The organism is Streptomyces sp. NPDC050703, from assembly GCF_040654435.1.
GTDB lineage: Bacteria > Actinomycetota > Actinomycetes > Streptomycetales > Streptomycetaceae > Streptomyces.
Window position 1 is genome coordinate 112,820 of record NZ_JBFAHX010000023.1, and the last position, 19,910, is coordinate 132,729.

The 19,910-nt window shown below is 71.3% G+C and carries 14 protein-coding genes; 4 read left to right on the plus strand and 10 right to left on the minus strand.

Going from position 1 to position 19,910, the window contains the following annotated elements; translation table 11 throughout:
• Positions 1–4: 4 nt before the first annotated feature.
• The 3 genes from AB0I16_RS21960 to AB0I16_RS21970 form a co-directional block, all read right to left on the minus strand.
• Positions 5–532, minus strand: coding sequence for a GtrA family protein (locus AB0I16_RS21960; protein WP_363251142.1), 528 nt, complete (start codon positions 530–532; stop codon positions 5–7).
• Positions 529–1,395, minus strand: coding sequence for a polyprenol monophosphomannose synthase (locus AB0I16_RS21965; protein WP_363251143.1), 867 nt, complete (start codon positions 1,393–1,395; stop codon positions 529–531). Before AB0I16_RS21965 ends, AB0I16_RS21960 begins: the two co-directional genes overlap by 4 nt.
• 352 nt (positions 1,396–1,747) lie before the next feature.
• Positions 1,748–6,694, minus strand: a complete 4,947-nt coding sequence (locus AB0I16_RS21970) for an NAD-glutamate dehydrogenase (RefSeq protein ID WP_363251144.1) — start codon at positions 6,692–6,694, stop codon at positions 1,748–1,750.
• 480 nt (positions 6,695–7,174) lie between these two features.
• Between AB0I16_RS21970 and AB0I16_RS21975 the strand changes: the two genes are divergently transcribed.
• Positions 7,175–7,741, plus strand: coding sequence for a DJ-1/PfpI family protein (locus tag AB0I16_RS21975; RefSeq protein ID WP_363251145.1), 567 nt, complete (start codon positions 7,175–7,177; stop codon positions 7,739–7,741).
• A gap of 71 nt (positions 7,742–7,812) precedes the next feature.
• Here the strand turns inward: AB0I16_RS21975 and AB0I16_RS21980 are convergent, their stop codons facing one another.
• On the minus strand, positions 7,813–8,481 hold the full coding sequence (locus AB0I16_RS21980) for an HAD family hydrolase (RefSeq protein WP_363251146.1): 669 nt from the start codon (positions 8,479–8,481) through the stop codon (positions 7,813–7,815).
• 150 nt (positions 8,482–8,631) lie between these two features.
• On the minus strand, positions 8,632–9,135 hold the full coding sequence (locus tag AB0I16_RS21985) for a hypothetical protein (RefSeq protein ID WP_363251147.1): 504 nt from the start codon (positions 9,133–9,135) through the stop codon (positions 8,632–8,634).
• Positions 9,136–9,456: 321 nt separating this feature from the next.
• Between AB0I16_RS21985 and AB0I16_RS21990 the strand changes: the two genes are divergently transcribed.
• Positions 9,457–9,984: an Rv3235 family protein gene (locus tag AB0I16_RS21990; RefSeq protein ID WP_363251148.1), complete on the plus strand. Its 528-nt coding sequence runs from the start codon at positions 9,457–9,459 to the stop codon at positions 9,982–9,984.
• 198 nt (positions 9,985–10,182) lie between these two features.
• Here AB0I16_RS21990 and secA read toward each other — a convergent pair whose 3' ends face one another.
• Complete coding sequence (secA, locus tag AB0I16_RS21995) at positions 10,183–13,017, minus strand: preprotein translocase subunit SecA (protein ID WP_363251149.1); 2,835 nt, start codon at positions 13,015–13,017, stop codon at positions 10,183–10,185.
• Between the two features lie 398 nt (positions 13,018–13,415).
• On the opposite strand from secA, the gene AB0I16_RS22000 reads away from it, so the two are divergent.
• A complete protein-coding gene (locus tag AB0I16_RS22000) occupies positions 13,416–13,988 on the plus strand; it encodes a GNAT family N-acetyltransferase (protein ID WP_363251150.1) in 573 nt (190 codons plus the stop codon).
• An 82-nt stretch (positions 13,989–14,070) separates the two neighbouring features.
• Complete coding sequence (locus tag AB0I16_RS22005) at positions 14,071–15,249, plus strand: crosslink repair DNA glycosylase YcaQ family protein (protein ID WP_363251151.1); 1,179 nt, start codon at positions 14,071–14,073, stop codon at positions 15,247–15,249.
• A 34-nt stretch (positions 15,250–15,283) separates the two neighbouring features.
• Here AB0I16_RS22005 and AB0I16_RS22010 read toward each other — a convergent pair whose 3' ends face one another.
• From AB0I16_RS22010 to AB0I16_RS22025, 4 genes are all read right to left on the minus strand, one after another.
• A complete protein-coding gene (locus AB0I16_RS22010) occupies positions 15,284–16,027 on the minus strand; it encodes a response regulator transcription factor (protein WP_363251153.1) in 744 nt (247 codons plus the stop codon).
• 196 nt (positions 16,028–16,223) lie between these two features.
• Positions 16,224–16,973, minus strand: coding sequence for a ribosome-associated translation inhibitor RaiA (gene raiA / locus AB0I16_RS22015; protein WP_363251166.1), 750 nt, complete (start codon positions 16,971–16,973; stop codon positions 16,224–16,226).
• Between the two features lie 259 nt (positions 16,974–17,232).
• Positions 17,233–18,078: a ComF family protein gene (locus AB0I16_RS22020; RefSeq protein ID WP_363251154.1), complete on the minus strand. Its 846-nt coding sequence runs from the start codon at positions 18,076–18,078 to the stop codon at positions 17,233–17,235.
• A gap of 79 nt (positions 18,079–18,157) precedes the next feature.
• The gene (locus AB0I16_RS22025; protein ID WP_363251167.1) at positions 18,158–19,906 is read right to left on the minus strand and encodes an LpqB family beta-propeller domain-containing protein; all 1,749 of its coding nucleotides are present in this window, start codon (positions 19,904–19,906) and stop codon (positions 18,158–18,160) included.
• Positions 19,907–19,910: the final 4 nt, after the last annotated feature.

Genomic DNA, 19,910 nt, shown 5'->3' on the forward strand with positions numbered 1-19,910 from the left:
CGTGTCAGCGCCGGCGGGCACCGTGCCCGTGCTGGAACACCCACGTCCGGTACACCAGGAAGCGGAACGCCGACGCCAGGAGGATCGACAGGGCCTTGGCGATGTTCGAGGTGAGGGGGCCGCTCAGGCCCACCCCGTGGTACGCCGCGTAGAACAGGACGCTCTCCATCGCCACGCCGATGCCGCTGAAGGCGAAGAAGAGGGCGATCTGGGCCTTGGTGCGTGAGGCGCGGACCCGGTAGGCGAAGAAGCGGAACCCGAGGTAGTTGGTGCCCATCGCCACGCAGCTGGCGGCGACGGTGGCGGTCATCGCGCCCGAGCCGAAGCCGTGCAGGACGAGGTTGAAGACGGCCAGGTTGACCGCGACTCCGCTGCCGCCCACCAGGCCGAACTTCACCAGCTCCAGGACCAGCAGGCGCAGCCGTACGACGAGCGGGCGGCGCGGGGCCGGTGCCGGTGCCGCGGAGGGCGGCGGGGCGGCCGGGCGCGCGGCGGGCGGGCCCTGCCGGAGCGTGGCGGGCGGCGGCGTCACCCGCGAGCCCCCGGCGTCCCGCCGCCGGAGCCGCCCCGGTCACCGGAGCCGCCCCGCCCGCCCATGGCCCCCGGGCCCGACATCCGCAGCTTCCACGGCATGACGATCGACTCCAGCTGCACCATGAGGTTCATCTTGGACTCGCCGGCCACGCGGTCCTCGAAGTGGATCGGCACCTCCATGACGCCGAAGCCGCGCCGCAGCGCCCGGTACTTCATCTCGACCTGGAAGCTGTAGCCCGCGCTGTCCACGGAGGCCAGGTCGATGGCGCGCAGGGTGTCCGCGCGCCAGAGGTTGAAGCCGCCGGTGATGTCGCGGACGCGGGTGCCGAGGATGGTGCCGGCGTAGGCGTTGGCCCAGCGGGAGAGCAGTCTGCGGTGGACGCCCCAGGCGTCGGCGAGCGTGCCGCCCTCGACGTACCGGCTGCCGACGACGACGCCCGCGTCCGTGGCGAGCGCGACGCCGAGCAGTTCGGCGGCCTTGGCGGTGGGGTGGCTGCCGTCGGCGTCCATTTGGAGGACGTACTCGGCGCCCTCGGCGACGGCCCGCGTCATCCCGGCGGCGTAGGCCCGGCCGAGGCCGTCCTTCTCGGTGCGGTGCAGCACGCTCATGCGGGCGCTGCCGTACCGCTCGGCGAAGCGTTCGGCGATGGCGCCCGTACCGTCGGGGCTGGAGTCGTCCACGACGAGGAGCCGCAGGCCCGGCAGCGGCAGCGCCATCAGGGCCTCGGCCATGCCGGGCAGGCTGTCCGCCTCGTTGTACGTGGGCATGACCACGGTCAGCGGTGTGGCGGCCCAGGTCTCGGGCAGCCGCGCCGCGATGCCTTCGGAGAAGTCCTGGTTCTCTGGGGTGTTCACGGTCATGGCTCAAGCCCTTCGGTGGTCCGCGGCCGGGCGGCGCGCCCGGCCCCCTGCCTGCGTTGCGTCGCCGCGACCTTCCCGCGCCGTGGATCGCGTGATCTCGTACCTCCGTCAGACAATCTCACCCACCTTAGCCCGAATGCCCGAATTGATACGGTATGGCGGGTCCCGTCACCCGTTCCGCGCCCCCTGGCCGCTCCCTCGGCCCCGCGCACCTGATGCCCTACCGAAGACGCCGTCGGCCACGCCCGCGTTGCCCGGCGGCGCTCCCCGGACGGGCGCAAGCCCGTACGTACGCGGAAGGGCGCCCCGAGCCGCAAGGCCCGGGGCGCCCTTCACGTACCGCTGGTGAGCGCTACGAATGCGTGCGCAGCAGCGTCCGCATCGTCCGCATCGCGACCGACAGGTTGGCCAGGTCGAAGGAGTCCGAGCTCTGGATCTCCTCCAGGGTCGTCCGCGCCCGGCTCAGGATCGGCGCGTTCTTCTCCTCCCAGGCCTTGAAGCGCTCCTCCGGCGTGGACTCGCCGTTGCCCGCGGCGAGCACGTCGGCGGTGAGCGCGGCGTGCGCCGCGTACAGGTCCTCGCGGATGGAGGCGCGCGCCATGGACTGCCAGCGGTCGGCCCGCGGCAGCTCGATGATGCGGTCCATGAGCTGGGTGATCCGCAGCCGGTCGGCGATGTCGTAGTAGACCTCGGCGACGGCCATCGGGTCCTTGCCCGTCCGGTCGGCGACGGCCACGATGTCCAGCGCCGGGAAGGCCGAGGAGAACCCGGCGACACGCTGGGCGAGGTCCTCGGGGACGCCCGCGCCGGTCAGCTCGTCGCGGATGCCCTGGTACCACTCCGCGTCCGAGCCGCGCAGGAGCCGCGGCAGCTCGTCCCAGACCCTGGCGACGCCCTCACCGAAGAAGTCGATGGTCTCGGCGAGCTGGAGCGGCTGCGGCCGGTTGTTGAGCAGCCAGCGCGCGCCGCGCTCGACCAGGCGGCGCGAGTGCAGCCGGACGCGGGTCTGGACGTCGGCGGCGACGACATTGTCGAGCGCCTCCACCGCGTCCCACACCTTGCTCAGGCCGAAGATCTCACGGGCGGCGAGCTGCGCCCGCACGATCTCCTCCAGGGAGGCTCCCGTCTCCTCCCGCAGCCGGTGCAGGAACGTCGAGCCACCGGTGTTGACCGTGTCGTTGACCAGGACGGTCGTGACGATCTCGCGGCGCAGCGCGTGCCCGTCGACCTGCTCGGGGAACCGCTCGTGCAGCGCCTTCGGGAAGTAGGCGTGCAGCAGCCGCTGGAGGTAGGGGTCGTCCGGCAGCGTCGTCTGGATCAGCTCGTCGGCGGCCGTGATCTTCGTGTAGGCGAGGAGCACGGCGAGCTCGGGCTGGGAGAGCCCGCGCCCGGCGTTGAGCAGCTCGCGGATCTGCCGGTCGTTGGGCAGGAACTCCAGGCTCCGGTCCAGGTGCCCCTGCTTGCCGAGCCTGCGCATGAAGCGCTGGTGGGCGTGGAGCAGGGACGGCGACTGGGCGACGGCGTTGGCGAGCGCGGTGTTCTGCGCGTAGTTGTTGCGCAGGACCAGGTGCCCGACCTCGTCCGTCATCTCGGCGAGCAGCTTGTTGCGCTGCTTGACCGTCATGTCGCCGTTGGCGACGACGGAGTTCAGCAGGATCTTGATGTTCACCTCGTGGTCGGAGGTGTCCACGCCCGCGCTGTTGTCGATGGCGTCGGTGTTGATGCGCCCGCCGGCACGCCCGAACTCGATGCGGCCGAGCTGGGTGAGGCCGAGGTTGCCGCCCTCGCCGACGACCTTGACCCGCAGGTCGGCGCCGTTGACGCGGATGGCGTCGTTGGCCTTGTCGCCGACGTCGGCGTTGGTCTCCGACGTCGCCTTCACGTACGTGCCGATGCCGCCGTTCCACAGCAGGTCCACGGGGGCCTGGAGGATGGCCTTCATCAGGTCGGCCGGGGTCATCTTGGCGGTGTTGCCCTCGATGCCGAGCGCCTTGCGGATGTGGCCGTTGAGCTGGATCGCCTTGGCGGAGCGGGGGAAGACCCCGCCGCCCGCGGAGAGCAGCTCCTTGTCGTAGTCGGCCCACGAGGAGCGCGGCAGCTCGAACAGGCGGCGCCGCTCGGCGTAGGAGGTCGCGGCGTCCGGCTGCGGGTCGATGAAGATGTGCCGGTGGTCGAACGCGGCGACCAGGCGGATGTGCTCGGAGAGCAGCATGCCGTTGCCGAACACGTCACCGGACATGTCGCCGACGCCGACGACGGTGAAGTCCTCGGACTGCGTGTCGGTGCCCAGCTCCCGGAAGTGGCGCTTGACGGACTCCCAGGCGCCGCGGGCGGTGATGCCCATGCCCTTGTGGTCGTAGCCGGCGGAGCCGCCGGACGCGAAGGCGTCACCGAGCCAGAAGTCGTACGACTCGGCGACCTGGTTGGCGATGTCGGAGAACGTCGCGGTGCCCTTGTCGGCCGCGACGACGAGGTAGGTGTCGTCCTCGTCGTGCCGCACGACGTCCGCCGGGGGCACGACCTCGCCCGCCACCAGGTTGTCGGTGATGTCGAGCAGCGCCGAGATGAACGTCTTGTAGCAGGCGACGCCCTCCGCCAGCCACGCGTCGCGGTCCACCGAGGGGTCGGGGAGCTGCTTGGCGACGAAGCCGCCCTTGGCGCCGACGGGCACGATGACGGTGTTCTTGACCATCTGCGCCTTGACCAGGCCGAGGATCTCCGTACGGAAGTCCTCGCGCCGGTCGGACCAGCGCAGGCCGCCGCGCGCGACCTTGCCGAAGCGCAGGTGGACGCCCTCGACGCGGGGCGAGTACACCCAGATCTCGTACGCGGGGCGGGGCGCGGGCAGGTCGGGGATGGCCTGCGGGTCGAACTTCATGGAGACGTAGGAGTGCGGCTTGCCGCTCTCCGTCTTCTGGAAGAAGTTCGTGCGCAGGGTCGCCTTGATGACGGTGAGGAAGGAGCGCAGGATGCGGTCCTCGTCGAGCGACGCCACCTGGTCGAGCGCCCCGTCCAGCTCTTCAAGGAGCCCGTCGGTCAGCTCGGTGCCTGCGCGCTGGCGCTCCGGCGACATCCGGGCCTCGAAGAGCGAGACGAGCAGCCGCGTGGTGTGGACGTTGTTGCGGAGGGTGTCCTCCATGTAGTCCTGGCTGAACGTCGAACCGGCCTGGCGCAGGTACTTCGCGTAGGCGCGGAGCACCATCGCCTGGCGCCAGCCGAGGCCCGCGCGGAGCACCAGCGAGTTGAAGCCGTCGACCTCGGCCTCGCCGGTCCAGGCGGCGGCGAACGCCTCCTGGAAGCGGTCGCGGCCGTCGTCGCCGAGGTAGTCGCCGTTGCCGCCCGGCGCCTTCGGCATGCGCAGGCCGAAGTCGTAGATCCACGCGTGCGCGCGGTCCGCGCAGCGCAGCTCGTACGGGCGCTCGTCGGTGACCTCGACGCCGAGCCGCTGCAGGACAGGGAGGACGGCGGAGAGGGAGACCTGGCCGCCGGAGCGGTAGATCTTGAAGCGGCGCTCGCCGGGGGCCGCGCCCACCGGCTCGTACAGGGAGAGCGCGAAGTCCTTGCCGCCCTGGGTGAGCTGCTCCAGGTGCTGGAGGTCGGCGACGGCGGCGCGCGGCGTGTGGTCGGCCTTGTAGCCCTCGGGGAAGGCGTGCCCGTACTGGCGGATCAGCTCGGCGGCGCGCTCCTCGCCGCACTCGGCGGTCAGCGCCTCGGCGAAGCCGTCGGCCCAGGAGCGGGCGGCGTCGACGAGCCGGCCCTCGATGCGCTCGATGTCGGCGTCGGAGAGGTCGGGGACCTCGGCGCCCTTGGGCACCCTGACGACGAAGTGGATGCGGGAGAGGATCGACTCCGTGTTCCAGGCGGTGAAGTCGACGCTCGCGCCGTTCAGCTCCTCCTTGAGGATGTCGATGATCCGCAGCCGGACGCCGGTGGTGTAGCGGTCGCGCGGGAGGTAGACGAGGGCGGAGTAGTAGCGCCCGTACTCGTCCTTGCGCAGGTAGAGCCGGAGCCTGCGGCGCTCCTGGAGGTAGAGGACGCTCGTGACGATGGCGCGCAGCTCGTCGGCGGGCGTCTGGAACAGCTCGTCGCGCGGGTAGGTCTCCAGGATCTGGAGCAGGTCGCGCCCGTCGTGGCTGTTGGCCGAGAACCCGGCGCCCTGCAGGACTTCCTGGACCTTGCGGCGGATGACGGGCACGCGCCGTACGGACTCGGTGTACGCGGCGGACGAGAAGAGCCCGAGGAAGCGCCGCTCACCCACCACGTTGCCCTCGGCGTCGAACTTCTTCACGCCGACGTAGTCGAGGTAGCTGGGCCGGTGGACGGTGGCCCGGCTGTTGGCCTTGGTCAGCACCAGGAGCCGGTGCTCACGGGCCTTCGCGCGCGCGTCGGCGGGCAGCCGGTTGAAGGACGGGCTCACCGGGTGGTGGTCGTCGCCGTCGTGCTGCGGGTCGGCGCGCAGGATGCCGAGGCCGGTGCCGGGGACGGCGGCGAGGGAGTCGTCCTCCGTGAGGTCGTACTCGCGGAAGCCCAGGAACGTGAAGTGGTTGTCCGCGAGCCAGCGCAGCAGCTCGCGGGCCTCCTCGATCTCCTGGTCGGGCAGGTCGCCGGCGGTCGGCTCGGCGGGCAGCTCGTCGGCGATGCGCAGCGCGGCGTCGCGCATCTTCTCCCAGTCCTCGACCGTCTCGCGCACGTCGGAGAGGATGCGCAGCAGATCGGCGGTGATCTGCTTCAGGTCGGCACGGTCGGTCTCGCGGTCCATCTCCACGTGGATCCACGACTCGACGAGCGCGTCGTGCGGCCGCTCGGCGCCCAGGTCGCCGGGGAGGACTTCGAGGAGCTTGCCGGTGACGTCACGGCGTACGACCACCTGGGGGTGGATCACGACGTGGATGCCGCGCCCCTGGCGGGAGAGCTCGTTGGTGACGGAGTCGACGAGGAAGGGCATGTCATCGGTGACCACCTCGACGACGGAGTGGCTGCACGTCCAGCCGTTCTCCTCGACCGTCGGGGTGTGGACCCGCACGTTGGCCGTGCCCTGCGGGCGGTTCTCCGCGAGGCGGTAGTGCGAGAACGCGGCCCCGAAGACGTCGACCGGGTCGCGGTCGGCCAGGTCCTCCGGAGCGGTGTGCAGGTAGTAGCGCTGGAGGAACGCGAGAGCCGTGTCCTGGTCCGGCGTGGCCCCGCTCGTCGTCCCGGTCGGTGCACCGCTCGGAAGGCGCCCCCCGGCCGGGCTGTTCTCAGCTACCCGGGCGGCCCGCGCGAGCAGCTCGGTCTTGGCTTCGTCCAGCTTGGTCTGCATTGTCCTCTGACTCCTGTCGCGCGCCGTTGCGTGACGTAGAAGGAAGTGATGTGACGTAACGCCGCGACACGGGTTCTCCGGCCGGAATCGACGTTATGCCGCGGTGATAGAAGTGCGGACGGCTTTCCGCCATTCTCAGCGGTTCCGCTGACGGATGGCTGGGTCGGCTCGGTCGGCCGTACCGCGAAGAAGCGTCAGCGAGGCCCCGGGCGCGGATGTCCTCCGTGGTTCCCGGGCGCAGGGCGGGGGCGTCCATGCCCCCGCGGGATATCGCGCTGATCACGGGTCAAGGCTATCGCTCCGCACCGGGAACCCGTCATGAGCCGTATGTGTACAAAACCAGGGCCCGAACATGGACAGTCTGCACAGTCCCGTCGGCGGGTGCCCCGCGGTCCGCCCTCTTGGCAAACCGGACGCGGGCATGCACGTTGAGCAGGACGGGAAACGGACGTGTGCGACGGACTCGGGGAGCGAGCACCGATGGCAGCCAAGATCCTGATTGTGACCGGCGACGCGGCGGAGTCGCTGGAGGTCCTGTACCCCTACCAGCGGCTGCGCGAGGAGGGCTACGACGTCCACATCGCCGCCCCTGCCCGCAAGAAGCTCCGCTTCGTGGTCCACGACTTCGAGCCGGGCTTCGACACGTACACGGAGAAGCCGGGCTACACCTGGCCCGCCGACCTGGCCTTCTCGGAGGTCGATCCCGGCCAGTACGTCGCCCTGGTGATCCCCGGCGGCCGGGCCCCCGAGTACCTGCGCAACGACCCGGAGCTGCGCAAGATCCTGAAGTCCTTCTTCGACGCGGACAAGCCGGTGGCCCAGATCTGCCACGGCCCGCTCCTGACGGCGGCCATCGGCGGCCTCAGCGGCCGCAGGGTCACGGCGTACCCGGCCCTGGAGCTGGACATGCAGGCGGCCGGGGCGACCTTCCAGGACGCGGAGGCGGTGGTGGACGGCACCCTGGTCTCCTCCCGCGCCTGGCCGGACCACTCACGCTGGATGAGGGAGTTCCTCACGGTACTGCGGGCCAAGGCACCGGTGGCGTAGGGACCGGCCGCGACGGTGGTCCCTCCCCGGGCGCTGCGGCGGGCGCCCCTAGGGGGCTGCGGCGGGCGATCTCAGGCGGCCAGCCGCTCCGCCTCCGCCACCGCTTCCGCCAGGCTGTCCACGACCGGCACCCCGGCGGTCTCCAGGCTGCCGCGGCTGTGCGAGCCGCCGGTGTAGAGCACGGCCCGCGCCCCGACGTGCGCGGCGGCCACCGCGTCGTCCACGGCGTCACCGATCACGACGACCCGCTCGGCCGCCGCGACGACCCCGTCGAGCGCGGCGAGGTGCCGCGCCATGCGCTCGGCCTTGCCGGCGTGGGAGCTGTCGGTGCGCCCGTCGATCCGTACGAAGTGGTCCTGGATGCCGTGCCTGCGCACGATCGGCACCAGGTGCTCGTGCGGGGCCAGCGAGAGCAACGACTGCGTGAGCCCGCCGGCCCGCCGCTCGGCCAGCAGCTGGGCGGCCCCTTCGGCGAGCCCGCAGGTCTCCGCGCGGGCCCAGTAGTGCTTGTGGAAGACGGCGTCCATGAGCTGCCACTCGCTGTCGCTCGGCAGCCGCCCCATGAGCCGCTCGTAGAACCGCGGCACGGGCACGCAGTACAGCTCCCGGTACCGCTCCAGCGTGATCGGCTCCAGACCGAGCTCGGCGAAGGACGCGTTCGTGGCCTCGATCACCGCGTGGATGTCATGCAGCAGAGTCCCGTTCCAGTCCCAGACGATATGCGCCCCAACTTTCCCCATCCCCCAAACCTACCCATCCGACCGGCCACCGAGTCCCGGCCCCCGGCCGGGGAGACACAGCCACTGCCGGGGAGGGGAGGTGACCACGTGGTGACCACGTGGTCACCAGGGTCGCCCTGGAACGGCCGGCGGGAACGGGGCGCAGGCCGGTCAGAGGAGCCCGGGGATCTCCTGCGTGGCGAACCAGAGCAGCTCATGCCCTCCCGCCCCGTCCACGAGGAATCCCGCGTCGGCGTCCCCGAGATCCGCCGCCCCCAACGCACCGGCGGCGGCAGCGACGTCCGCCTCCGCCTCGGCGGAGTCGACGTGCACGGCGGCGGCCTTGGCCAGCGGCAGGGCGGAAACGAGCCGCACCTCGCCCAGCGCCCCCTCGTCGAGCCCCCGGTCGGGGTCCGCGACGGCCGCCCCGTCCGGCACGTCCGCCGCGAGGACGACCCGCCGCCGCGCCGCCCCGGGGTCACCCGCGAGCAGCCGCAGCGAGGCCAGCGCCGCCCGGTTCAGAGCCGCGTACTCCAGCTCCTCGATGTCGTCGGAGAGGTACCACTCCCGCAGTGCCGGCGTCACCGCGTAGGCGACCAGCGGCCCCGGCCCCAGCTCGCCCGCCTTGTGCGCCTCGGCGAGCCGGGGAAGGGTCAGGGGAACGTAGACGCGCATGGGGAACCGCTTTCGCTCACGTCCGCGCGGGGCGGACTCACGGCCCGCGCGGAGCGGGCCCGTAGCCGGGGAAAGGACCTTCAGGATACGTCCGGGAGTCCCCCATCGAGCTCCCCCCGCCCCGCACGGAACCGTCACCCCGGCGCCACCGATTCACCCGGTACCGCCCAGCGGCCACCGGGGCTCCGGCGCCGCCGTTCACCCGGATAAGTGAATCCGGGCCCGCCGCCCGGGCCCCGGGCCGGGCCTTGCGCCCCGCCCCGCCGCCCCCGTACAAGAACGGCTACAGAAAGTTACCGCTCGGTACGAAGGAGGCACACCATGCGCAAGGTGATGACGAGGCGCCCGTCGGCGACCCGCCCGCCCGCAGGCCGGCCCCCGACCCGCAAGGACACCCGCACGAGCCGCGCCCCGGCCCGTCCCCCGGCGGCGGGCCGCCCGCCGGGCCTCGTCGCGGCCCAGCCGCCCCCGCACCCCACGGAGCTCTTCGCCGAACGCCTCGTGCTCGTCCTCAGCGGCCAGCGCCCCGTCCACTGGCTCGCCAGGCACATCGCCAACACCGCGTACGACGACCTGGCCCGCCTCGCCGAGCTGAGCCCGCTCTGCACGGACGGCCGCCGCCCCGCCATCCACCGCATCGGCCACTACCAGCCCCACCCGGACGCCTACGAGGTCTTCGCCCGCGTCGCGACGGGCCCGAGGCTGCGCGCGCTGGCGTTCCGCCTGACCCTGGGCGCGGACAGGAAGTGGCGCTGCACGGCGGTGGAAGTGGCCCTGGAGGGCAACGGGAGGGACGGCGGGGGCGGCAGCCGGAACGGCGGCGGCCGCAGAGCCGGGACCGGGGACTGAGGCTGGGGCTGGGGCTGGGGCTGGGGCTGGGGCCAGAGCTGGGGCTAGGACTCCGGCCCGCGCCCAACCCAAGACCCGGCAACCCCGAGCCCTGACCGGCAGACCCGAGCCCCGGCCCCGGCAGAACCCGCAGCGAACACGCGAGAGGGGCCGGAAGCAGTACTTCCGGCCCCTCTCGCACACCTTCCGGCAGCGGCGCTACTTCTTGCGCCGACGCCCGCCCTTCTGGGCCTTGCGCCGCTCGGCACGGGTCAGCCCGTCCGACTCCGAGCGCACACCCGCGCCGTCCGTGGGGAAGTCGCCCTCGTCGACGCCGCCCTCGGCGTTCGGAGCCTGGAAGTGCAGGCGGTCCGGCCGCTGCGGGGCCTCAAGGCCCTTGGCGCGGATCTCGGGGCGCGCCCCGGCGGGAATCGCGTCCTGCACGCCGTCCTTGGAGAGCGACGTGGCGGACGCCGCGTCCTCGACCGGGACCTCCTCGACCTGCTGCTCGACCTGGACCTCCAGGTTGAACAGATAGCCGACGGACTCCTCCTTGATGCCGTCCATCATGGCGTTGAACATGTCGAAGCCCTCGCGCTGGTACTCGACCAGCGGGTCCTTCTGCGCCATGGCGCGGAGGCCGATGCCCTCCTGGAGGTAGTCCATCTCGTAGAGGTGCTCGCGCCACTTGCGGTCGAGCACCGAGAGGACGACGCGCCGCTCCAGCTCACGCATGATGTCGGAGCCGAGCTGCTCCTCACGCGCCGCGTACTGCCGGTGGATGTCGTCCCTGATGGACTCCGAGATGAACTCGGCGGTCAGACCCGCGCGGTCGCCCGCCGCGTCCTCCAGCTCCTCGATGGTGACCGCGACGGGGTAGAGCTGCTTGAAGGCGCCCCACAGCCGGTCGAGGTCCCACTCCTCGGCGAAGCCCTCGGCGCTCTCCGCCGCGATGTACGCGTCGATGGTGTCGTCCATGAAGTGCGCGATCTGCTCCTGCAGGTCCTCGCCCTCCAGGACGCGGCGGCGCTCGCCGTAGATGACCTCGCGCTGGCGGTTGAGGACCTCGTCGTACTTCAGGACGTTCTTTCGCGTCTCGAAGTTCTGCTGCTCGACCTGCGACTGCGCGGAGGCGATCGCGCGCGTGACCATCTTGTTCTCGATCGGCACGTCGTCCGGCACGTTCGCCATGGACATCACGCGCTCGACCATCTGCGCCTTGAACAGACGCATCAGGTCATCGCCCAGCGAGAGGTAGAACCGGGACTCGCCCGGGTCGCCCTGACGGCCGGAACGGCCGCGGAGCTGGTTGTCGATGCGGCGCGACTCGTGCCGCTCGGTACCGAGGACGTAGAGCCCGCCGAGCTCCTTGACCTCTTCGAACTCGGCCTTGACGGCCCGCTCGGCCTTCTCAAGGGCGGCCGGCAGCGCCGCCGCCCACTCCTCGACGTGCTCGACGGGGTCGAGGCCGCGCTGGCGCAGCTCCGCCTCCGCGAGGTCGTCGGGGTTGCCGCCGAGCTTGATGTCGGTGCCTCGTCCGGCCATGTTCGTGGCGACGGTGACGGCGCCCTTGCGGCCGGCCTGGGCGACGATGGTCGCCTCGCGGTCGTGCTGCTTGGCGTTGAGCACCTCGTGCTGGACGCCGCGCTTGGAGAGCTGCTGGGAGAGGTACTCCGACTTCTCCACGGAGGTCGTGCCGACCAGGATCGGCTGGCCCTTCTCGTGCTTCTCGGCGATGTCGTCGACGACGGCCGCGAACTTCGCGACCTCGGTGCGGTAGATCAGGTCGGACTGGTCGGCGCGGACCATCGGCCGGTTCGTCGGGATCGGCACGACGCCCAGCTTGTAGATCTGGTGGAACTCGGCGGCCTCGGTCATGGCCGTACCGGTCATGCCGGAGAGGCCGCTGTCGTAGCCGTCGCGCTTGTAGAGGCGGAAGAAGTTCTGAAGGGTGATGGTGGCGAGCGTCTGGTTCTCGTCCTTGATGTCCACCCCTTCCTTCGCCTCGATCGCCTGGTGCATGCCCTCGTTGTAGCGGCGGCCGGCGAGGATTCGGCCGGTGTGCTCGTCGACGATCATGACTTCGCCGTCGATGACGACGTAGTCCTTGTCCTTCTTGAAGAGTTCCTTGGCCTTGATGGCGTTGTTCAGATAGCCGACCAGGGGCGTGTTCACCGACTCGTAGAGATTGTCGATGCCGAGCCAGTCCTCGACCTTGCCCACGCCGGACTCGTGGATGGCGACGGTGCGCTTCTTCTCGTCGACCTCGTAGTCGCCGGTCTCCTCGATGCCCTTGAGCTGGTTGCCCGGCTCGCCCTTGGTGAGGCGGGTGACCAGCTTGGCGAAGTCGCCGTACCACTTGGTGGCCTGGTCGGCGGGGCCGGAGATGATCAGCGGCGTACGGGCCTCGTCGACGAGGATCGAGTCGACCTCGTCGACGATCGCGAAGTTGTGGCCGCGCTGCACCAGCTCGTCCTTCGACCACGCCATGTTGTCGCGCAGGTAGTCGAAGCCGAACTCGTTGTTCGTGCCGTACGTGATGTCGCAGTTGTACTGCTCGCGGCGCTGGGCCGGCGTCATGTTGGCCAGGATGCAGCCGACGGTCAGGCCCAGGAACTTGTGGACGCGGCCCATCATCTCGGAGTCGCGCTCGGCGAGGTAGTCGTTCACCGTGATGAGGTGGACGCCCTTGCCGGACAGGGCGTTCAGATACGCGGGGAGTGTGCCGACGAGGGTCTTGCCCTCACCGGTCTTCATCTCGGCCACATAACCCATGTGCAGCGCGGCGCCGCCCATCATCTGGACGTCGTAGTGGCGCTGGCCCAGGACGCGCTTGGCGGCCTCGCGGACGGTCGCGAAGGCCTCGGGCAGGAGGTCGTCGAGGCTCTCGCCGTCGGCGTACCGCTCCTTGTACTCCTGGGTCAGTGCGCGCAGCTCGGCGTCGGAGAGGCTGACGAAGTCCTCTTCGATGGAGTTGACCTGGTCCGCGATGCGGTGCAGCTTGCGCAGGATCTTGCCTTCGCCTGCACGCATGATCTTCGAGAGGACGGACACGGGGGTTGGTCTCCTTGCCGGTCGGGCCTGGCATGGTCGGGTTTTACTCGTCGGGCAACGGCCATCGTATGCGAGGACCCGGCTGCGCCGGGAGGTCTGCCCTCAGGTCAACGGACGAGGAGGGCGGAAGGTGCCGGGTCGGGCCCGCGAGCTGCCTCGCGCGGGGAGTGGGGGATCACGGCGAGCGGGCGCGCGGGTGGTCGCCGGGGGAGGGACGCCCCGGGGGGATGTCGGCGGGCGCCGGATCGCGGCGGCCTGCGCGGGCGGGCGCTGTGAGCGCGGGCGGCGCGGGCGGGCGGGGTCAGTGCGGGCGGGCGCGGTCAGCGCCGTGATCGCGCGCCCGCCGTGAGCCGGTAAAAAGGCTGGCCCCCGGGAGAGCGCCCCTGCACCATCGCTTGATGGAGCCCGTCACACTCACCACCGAACGCCTGTGCCTGCGCGTCTTCGCGCCCGCCGACATCGACGAGGTCTTCGCGGCGTGCCAGGACCCGGACATCCAGCGCTGGACCTCGATTCCCTCGCCGTACGCGCGCGTGGACGCCGAGAACTTCATACGCGCCGTGGTGCCCGCGGGGTGGCGGGACGACTCGGAGTACACCTTCTCCGCGCGGCCCCGCGAGGGCGGGCCCCTGATCTCCGCCGCCAGCCTCCACCACCCGCGCTCGGGCGCATGGGAGGTCGGCTACTGGACGGCCAAGGAGCACCGCGGCCGCGGCTACATGACGGAGACGGTGCTCGGCCTCGCCCGCTGGGCCTTCACCGACCTGGGCTGCCCGCGCCTGGAGTGGCGCGCCGAGGTGGGCAACACCGGTTCCCGCGCGGTCGCCGAGAAGGCGGGCTTCACCGTCGAGGGAGTGCTCCGCGCGGGCCTGCTCAACAAGGGCACGCTCCGTGACGGCTGGATCGGCGCCCTGCTCCCCTCGGACCTCGGCATGCCCTCACGGCACCCGTACCTGCCCGCGAGGTCCTGACGCCGCCTTCTCCGACGTCCGCAAGCTTCGTCACCCGGAAATCCGGGGCCGGTTGTCAGTGCCGCGGCCTATGGTTTCGACCATGACGAGCCTGCCGCGCCCCGCCATCGAACTCTCCGCCGACGAAGCCCGCCGCATCGCCCTGCGCGCCCAGGGATTCCTCGGCGCTCCGGACCGCAGGGCCGGTGTGCGGGGCGTGCTGCGGCATCTCGGCGCGGTCCAGCTCGACACGATCTCGGTCCTCGCCCGCTCGCACGAACTCATTCCGTACGCACGGCTGGGCGCGGTCGGCCGCGACACCGTCGAGGCGGCGTACTGGACGGCGAAGACGCCGGCCGGCCCCGGCGCCTTCGAGTACTGGTCGCACGCCGCGTGCATCCTGCCCATCGAGGAGTGGCCGCACTTCGCGTTCCGCCGCCGCGCCTACCGCGCCCGCCCGCAATGGCACCACGACCTGCCCGACGGGGCGTATGACCAGGTCGTCAAGCAGCTGCGCACGGAAGGCCCGCTCACGGCCACGGAGTTGGGCGGCGCGAAGAACAAGGGCGAGTGGTGGGACTGGTCCGAGTCGAAGATCGCCGTGGAGCGCGCGCTGATGTACGGCGAGGTGGTGTGCACCGAGCGCCGCTCCTGGAAGCGGGTGTACGACCTGGCGGAGCGCGCGATCCCGCAGGCGCTGCTGCACGACGACCTGAGCGACGTGGAGTGCCTGCGCCGCCTGGTGCGCCTGGCCGGTGAGTCGCTGGGCGTGGGCACGCGCGCGGACATCGCGGACTACCACCGCCTCAAGGGCGAGCAGTTCGACCTGGTGGTCGCGGACTCGGGTCTGGTGCCGGTGACGGTCCAGGGCTGGGACAAGCCCGCGTGGGCCGATCCGAAGGCGCTGGAGACGACGCCGCGCGGCCGGCACCGCACGACGCTGCTCTCGCCCTTCGACTCCCTGGTCTGGGAGCGGGCGCGCACGGAGCGGATCTTCGGTTTCACGCACCGCCTGGAGGCGTACGTGCCCAAGCCGAAGCGGATACACGGCTATTTCGCGATGCCGCTGCTCGCGGGCGGCAGGCTCCTCGGCCGGGTCGACCCGGCGCGCGAGGGGAGCACGCTGGTGGCCAAGCAGGTCTCCCTCGACACCCCGAAGGCGGTCGAGCCGATGGCGCAGGCTCTCCTGGAGGCGGCTTCGTGGGTCGGCTGCGATTCCGTACGGGTGGAGCGGGTGAACCGCCCGGAGCTGGCGTCCGGCCTGGTGCGGGCCCTCGGCTGACGCCCCGCTGCCGCCGGGTCCCCACGGCCGGGCCTCATCTGATCTCGAGGATCTTCTCCCGCATCGCGTAGACGACGGCCTCCATCCTGGAGTGCAGCTGAAGCTTCTCCAGGATGTTGCGCACGTGGTTCTTCACGGTGTTCTCGGAGATGAACAGCTCTTTGGCGATGTCGCGGTTGTTCATCCCGGTGGCGACGAGCTTGAGCACTTCCAGCTCGCGGTCGGTCAGCCGGGGGGCCGGTACGAGGCGGCGCTCGTCGGTGCGCTGGATCATCGACTTGAACTCGGTGAGCAGCTTCGACGCCATCGAGGGGCTGATCTGGGACTGCCCGTCGGCCACCGCGCGGATCGCGGTGGCCACCTCGTCCGTGGAGATCTCCTTGAGGAGGTAGCCCGTGGCGCCCGCCTTGATCGCGTCGTAGAGGTCGGCCTCCTCGTCGCTGATCGTCAGCATGATGATCTTGGCGCTGGGTGCGACCTCCTTGATCGAGGTGCACGCCTCGATGCCGCCGCGCTTCGGCATGCGCACGTCCATGAGCACGATGTCGGGCAGCAGATCGGCGGCCTTGTCCACCGCCTCCGCGCCGTCGCCCGCCTCACCGATGACCTGGATGTCCTCCTCTGCGGCGAGGACGATCTCCAGTCCACGGCGGAAGAGCGCGTGGTCGTCCACGACAAGGACCCTGATCGGCTCCTTGCGCGGGGCGTCCGCGTCCGTGCCGATGCCGGTGCCGTCGTCGGCACCTTCGCGATGCATCGGTCCGAAGCTGTCCGCCATCGTTCCTCCCCCATGAAGGCCGTGGCCTGTTGTGCCTCTGCTGCGCCAACCCGAGGCGGCAGCACACCGGTTGGCCGGCGGGGTCATGATTTCATGCCTGGCGCCGATGCGGTGCGCGCACGGGTCGCACGAGGGTGCCCCTGGGGGCGCACAAGCGCTCCAGGGGCACACGGTCAGCGGATCACGGGGGCGGCGGTCAGCCGCCGAGCGCTCCGCCGCCACCGGCCGACTCGGCCCTGGCGACCATGGGGTCGGTGTTGAGACGGATCACGCCGTAGTCATAGGCGTGCCGTCGGTAGACGACGCTGGGTTCCTTGGACTCGGAGTCGACGAACAGGTAGAAGTCGTGCCCGACCAGCTCCATCTCGTAGAGCGCCTGGTCGAGCGTCATGGGTGCCGCGACGTGCGTCTTCTCGCGGACCACGAGGGGGCCTTCGCCCTGGACCTCCAGGGGGCCGATCCTCTTGACCGGGACGCCGTCCGGCTCTTCGTCGCGTACGACGGTGCCGTCTCCGTTGAGAGTCGCCGCGTCGGGGACCCGCTCGGCGACCTCGGCGGCGGAGAGCCTGCCCGTGCCCCGGCGGTTGTGGCGCTTCTCGTGCTGCTTGCGCAGCCGGGCGTCGAGCTTGGCCGTCGCCAGGTCGAGTGCCGCGTACGGATCGGCCGCCGAAGCCTCCGCGCGGATCACGGGCCCACGCCCGCGGAGAGTGATCTCCACGCGGTCGGAACGGTCGGCCTGACGCGGATTGTTTTCCTTGGACACCTCGACGTCGAGGTGGATCACCTTGCCGTCGAGCCTCTGGATCTTGTCCAGCTTCAGCTTCTCGGCCACGTGCTTGCGGAACCGCTCGGGTACCTCGGTCTTGCGGCCCTTGACGACGATGTCCACGCAGAACTCCGTTCCCGGATCGCTCCGCTTCGGCGGCGGAGCATCTCCCTTTTGCACCAGACCCCGGTGGTCTCCCGGGGGCTCGGACTCGGTGACTTCCACCTCCTCCTCCCCCATGGGCGAGATCTCCACCCACCGGCCCGGGTGATTGCGGAAAAATCCCGCGGACCGGCAATCCGATATGCGAGGTCGGGCGTTCGCCTTTCCTCACAACCGAACATATCTCGCTCGGAGGGATGTCGTCACCCTCTACTGCCGCGTACCTCCATTCGGGTGGGACGACCCTCTCATCACCTGCAACGAAGCAAGTTCTCCATCAGTTCCGGTTTATTTCGAAAGAATCCGGAGAAGCGGCGACGACCGCGGCACTGATCGTGTTTCCGCGGCCCAATTCCGACCCTCTCGCGGCTCCACTCCCCTGTTCCCGCAAGGCCTCCGTTCGTGCCTTCCATTCCGTGTGTATGTCACGTATTGCGCGTGCGGCTTCCGCCAGTGACGCGCCGGTGGTCATCAGGTCGTCCACGACCACCACCCGCCCGCCGCCGACGAGCACCCGCCCGCCCCCTGCGGTCACCTCCAGGGCGCCCGCGAGGTTGGCCTGCCGCCGCCGGGAGTCGAGCCCCGACTGATCGGCCACCGCGCGCCGTTGACGCAGACCCGCGAGCACCCGCGCCGGGACACCCGCCCGCCGCAGCTCCCCGGCCGCCGCGAACGCGATCCGCCGCACCGGGTCGTGCCCGCGCGCCCGGACCGCGGCGCGCGCCGACGGCACGGGGACGAGCGTCAACGGCACCGTGCGCCCCTGTGAGCCGCCGTATGTGCCGTCTACCCACGATGGCGCTCCCGTATCACCCGGATACCGCGTTTCGCCGCGCAGGCCGGCGCGCACGGCTCCGGCGAGAGCAGCCCCCAGCGGCCCCACGAGCCCCAGCGCCCCCCGCTCCTTGTGCGCGAGCAGCACGGCCCGCACCGCGTCCTCGTACGGCGCCGCCGCGTGCACGACCGGCAGGCCCCGCGGCTCCGGATCGGGGCGCACCCGCCGTGGCGCCCTGCCGCACAGTCCCGCCCGGCACTGCTCGCACAGAGCCGCCCGGGGCCTCCCGCAGCCCTCGCACTCGGCCGGCAGCACCAGGTCGGTGAGGTCCTGCCACCACCCCCGCATGGCCACCACTGTGCCAATGCGCGGGCACCGCCACCACCCCTGTGGATAACTCCGCTCCGGCCCACGTGGCCGGCCCGGCTCACCCCGGGTAGACCGGCGCCGCGCCTTCCTTCACCACGGTCTGCCACTGCGAGCCCCCGGGGAGCCGGACGATCCCGTCGTCGGAGTGCGCCACCAGCGGCTGCTGGTCGCTCTCCGACGCGGCGATCTCCTTCACGCCCGTCAGCCCCGGCAGCGTGGTGCCCGACAGGACCGAGCCGTCGCACTGGACGTACCGCATCTGCTGGACCCCGCCGGACTCCCGGCCGACCACCACGAGGCGGCTGCCGCCCGCCCATGACATGGCGGTGACCTCCTCCATCTGCGGTGCGGCCTGCGTGGGGTCGAGCACGGACATCCGCGGCTTCGCGCCCTCGCCCCGGTCGACGCGGCCGATCCACAGGGACGACTTGCCGTCCTTCTCCACCAGCAGCGCGATCCGCACGCCGTCCGCCGACACCCGGACCGCCTCCACGCGCCCGTCCAGCGCGGGGACCTCGACCTCCACCGGCTCGCCCTCGCCCTCGCCGAGCCAGAGCAGTCGCGGCCGCTTCGGGTCGCGGTCGGCCACCCACAGGTCGCCGTGGCCGTCCCAGCTCGGCGTGGAGAGACGGTCCTCCTCCGCCTTGGCCCGGCTGCGCACCCGCGCCTTGCCGAGCGTGTCGCCCGAGCCCAACGACCCCGTGTACAGCGACTTCCCGTCCAGCGACACCCCGGCCGCCCGCTTCTCGTCCCGCGAGACGGCCGCCGCGCGCAACGGCTGCTCACCGGTGCCGAGCACACCGCTCACCGGCGTCGGATCGGCGGTGCTCCCCGAGTTGGCGGGCATCCGCACCAGGCGGTGCTTCTCGTCGACGAAGTACTGGTAGGCGGGCCGCTCCCCGCTGCGGTGCGCCGCGACGCTCTCCGCGTGGCCCTGGCTCAGCACGCAGAGCATCGAACCGTTGGAACGCTGCAACGTCACCTGCTCGACCCCGGAGGGCGACAAGTCCTCCAGCGTGTACAGCAGTTGCGCCGCCATCTCGCGGCACCTCGTCTGACTCGCCCCGTCCGACCGGCTGTTCAGCTGTACGGTCAGCCGGTTCTGGTCGTCGGGCGTCAGCGACTTGCCCGGGTCCTTGAGCTGCGTCCCGCTGCGGAACCGCGATTCCGCCACTTCCTCCAGCCAGTTGGTCGGACCCGCCAGGAGCAGCTTGACCGTCTGGGTCAGCGGATCGATCCGCTGCCGGATGTAGACGGGGTCGGCGACCAGTCCCGTACGGCCGTCGGGCCCCGCGCCCGGAGACCCCGCGTAGTAGTACTTGTTGACGGAACGGTAGATGCGCTGGAAGTCGGACTCGCCGAGCACCACGCCGGGCGGCGGCTCGTCGATGCGCCACTCCTTGCGGCCCGGGCCGCCCACCAGACTGAGATGCACGGACTGGCTGTAGGCGGCCGCCGCCGGGCGGTACGCGTGCTGCCTGTCCACCTTCGCGACCTGCCGCCCGGTCAGCGAGAACCGGCGGCTGCCGTCGGCGTCGTTGCCCGCGTTGCCCGCATTCGTGTTCGGGCCGTCGGCGAGCACCGTCGTGGACCTCTCCGGGTCCCACTTCCGCGACGCGCTCTTGGTCAGATACTTCCGCGCCATCGTGAACTGAGGATCATCACTGGTCAGCGCCTCAAGGAAGCCCTCCACGATCTCCACGGGCAGGGCGCCCTCACGCGGCGGTATCGCGTAGACCCTGACCTGCGACTGCGAGTCCGGGCGCTGCGAGGCGTCCACCGGCTTCAGATTGCCGCTGTCGGGCATCGAC

Coding starts and splice junctions, on each gene's coding strand:
- AB0I16_RS22020 (WP_363251154.1), bottom strand. CDS start 18,078: ATGCGGGGGTGGTGGCAGGACCTCACCGACCTGGTGCTGCCGGCCGAG.
- AB0I16_RS22005 (WP_363251151.1), top strand. CDS start 14,071: ATGACGAGCCTGCCGCGCCCCGCCATCGAACTCTCCGCCGACGAAGCC.
- AB0I16_RS22025 (WP_363251167.1), bottom strand. CDS start 19,906: ATGCCCGACAGCGGCAATCTGAAGCCGGTGGACGCCTCGCAGCGCCCG.
- AB0I16_RS21975 (WP_363251145.1), top strand. CDS start 7,175: ATGGCAGCCAAGATCCTGATTGTGACCGGCGACGCGGCGGAGTCGCTG.
- AB0I16_RS21965 (WP_363251143.1), bottom strand. CDS start 1,395: ATGACCGTGAACACCCCAGAGAACCAGGACTTCTCCGAAGGCATCGCG.
- AB0I16_RS21990 (WP_363251148.1), top strand. CDS start 9,457: ATGCGCAAGGTGATGACGAGGCGCCCGTCGGCGACCCGCCCGCCCGCA.
- AB0I16_RS21985 (WP_363251147.1), bottom strand. CDS start 9,135: ATGCGCGTCTACGTTCCCCTGACCCTTCCCCGGCTCGCCGAGGCGCAC.
- AB0I16_RS21980 (WP_363251146.1), bottom strand. CDS start 8,481: ATGGGGAAAGTTGGGGCGCATATCGTCTGGGACTGGAACGGGACTCTG.
- AB0I16_RS22000 (WP_363251150.1), top strand. CDS start 13,416: ATGGAGCCCGTCACACTCACCACCGAACGCCTGTGCCTGCGCGTCTTC.
- AB0I16_RS22010 (WP_363251153.1), bottom strand. CDS start 16,027: ATGGCGGACAGCTTCGGACCGATGCATCGCGAAGGTGCCGACGACGGC.
- AB0I16_RS21970 (WP_363251144.1), bottom strand. CDS start 6,694: ATGCAGACCAAGCTGGACGAAGCCAAGACCGAGCTGCTCGCGCGGGCC.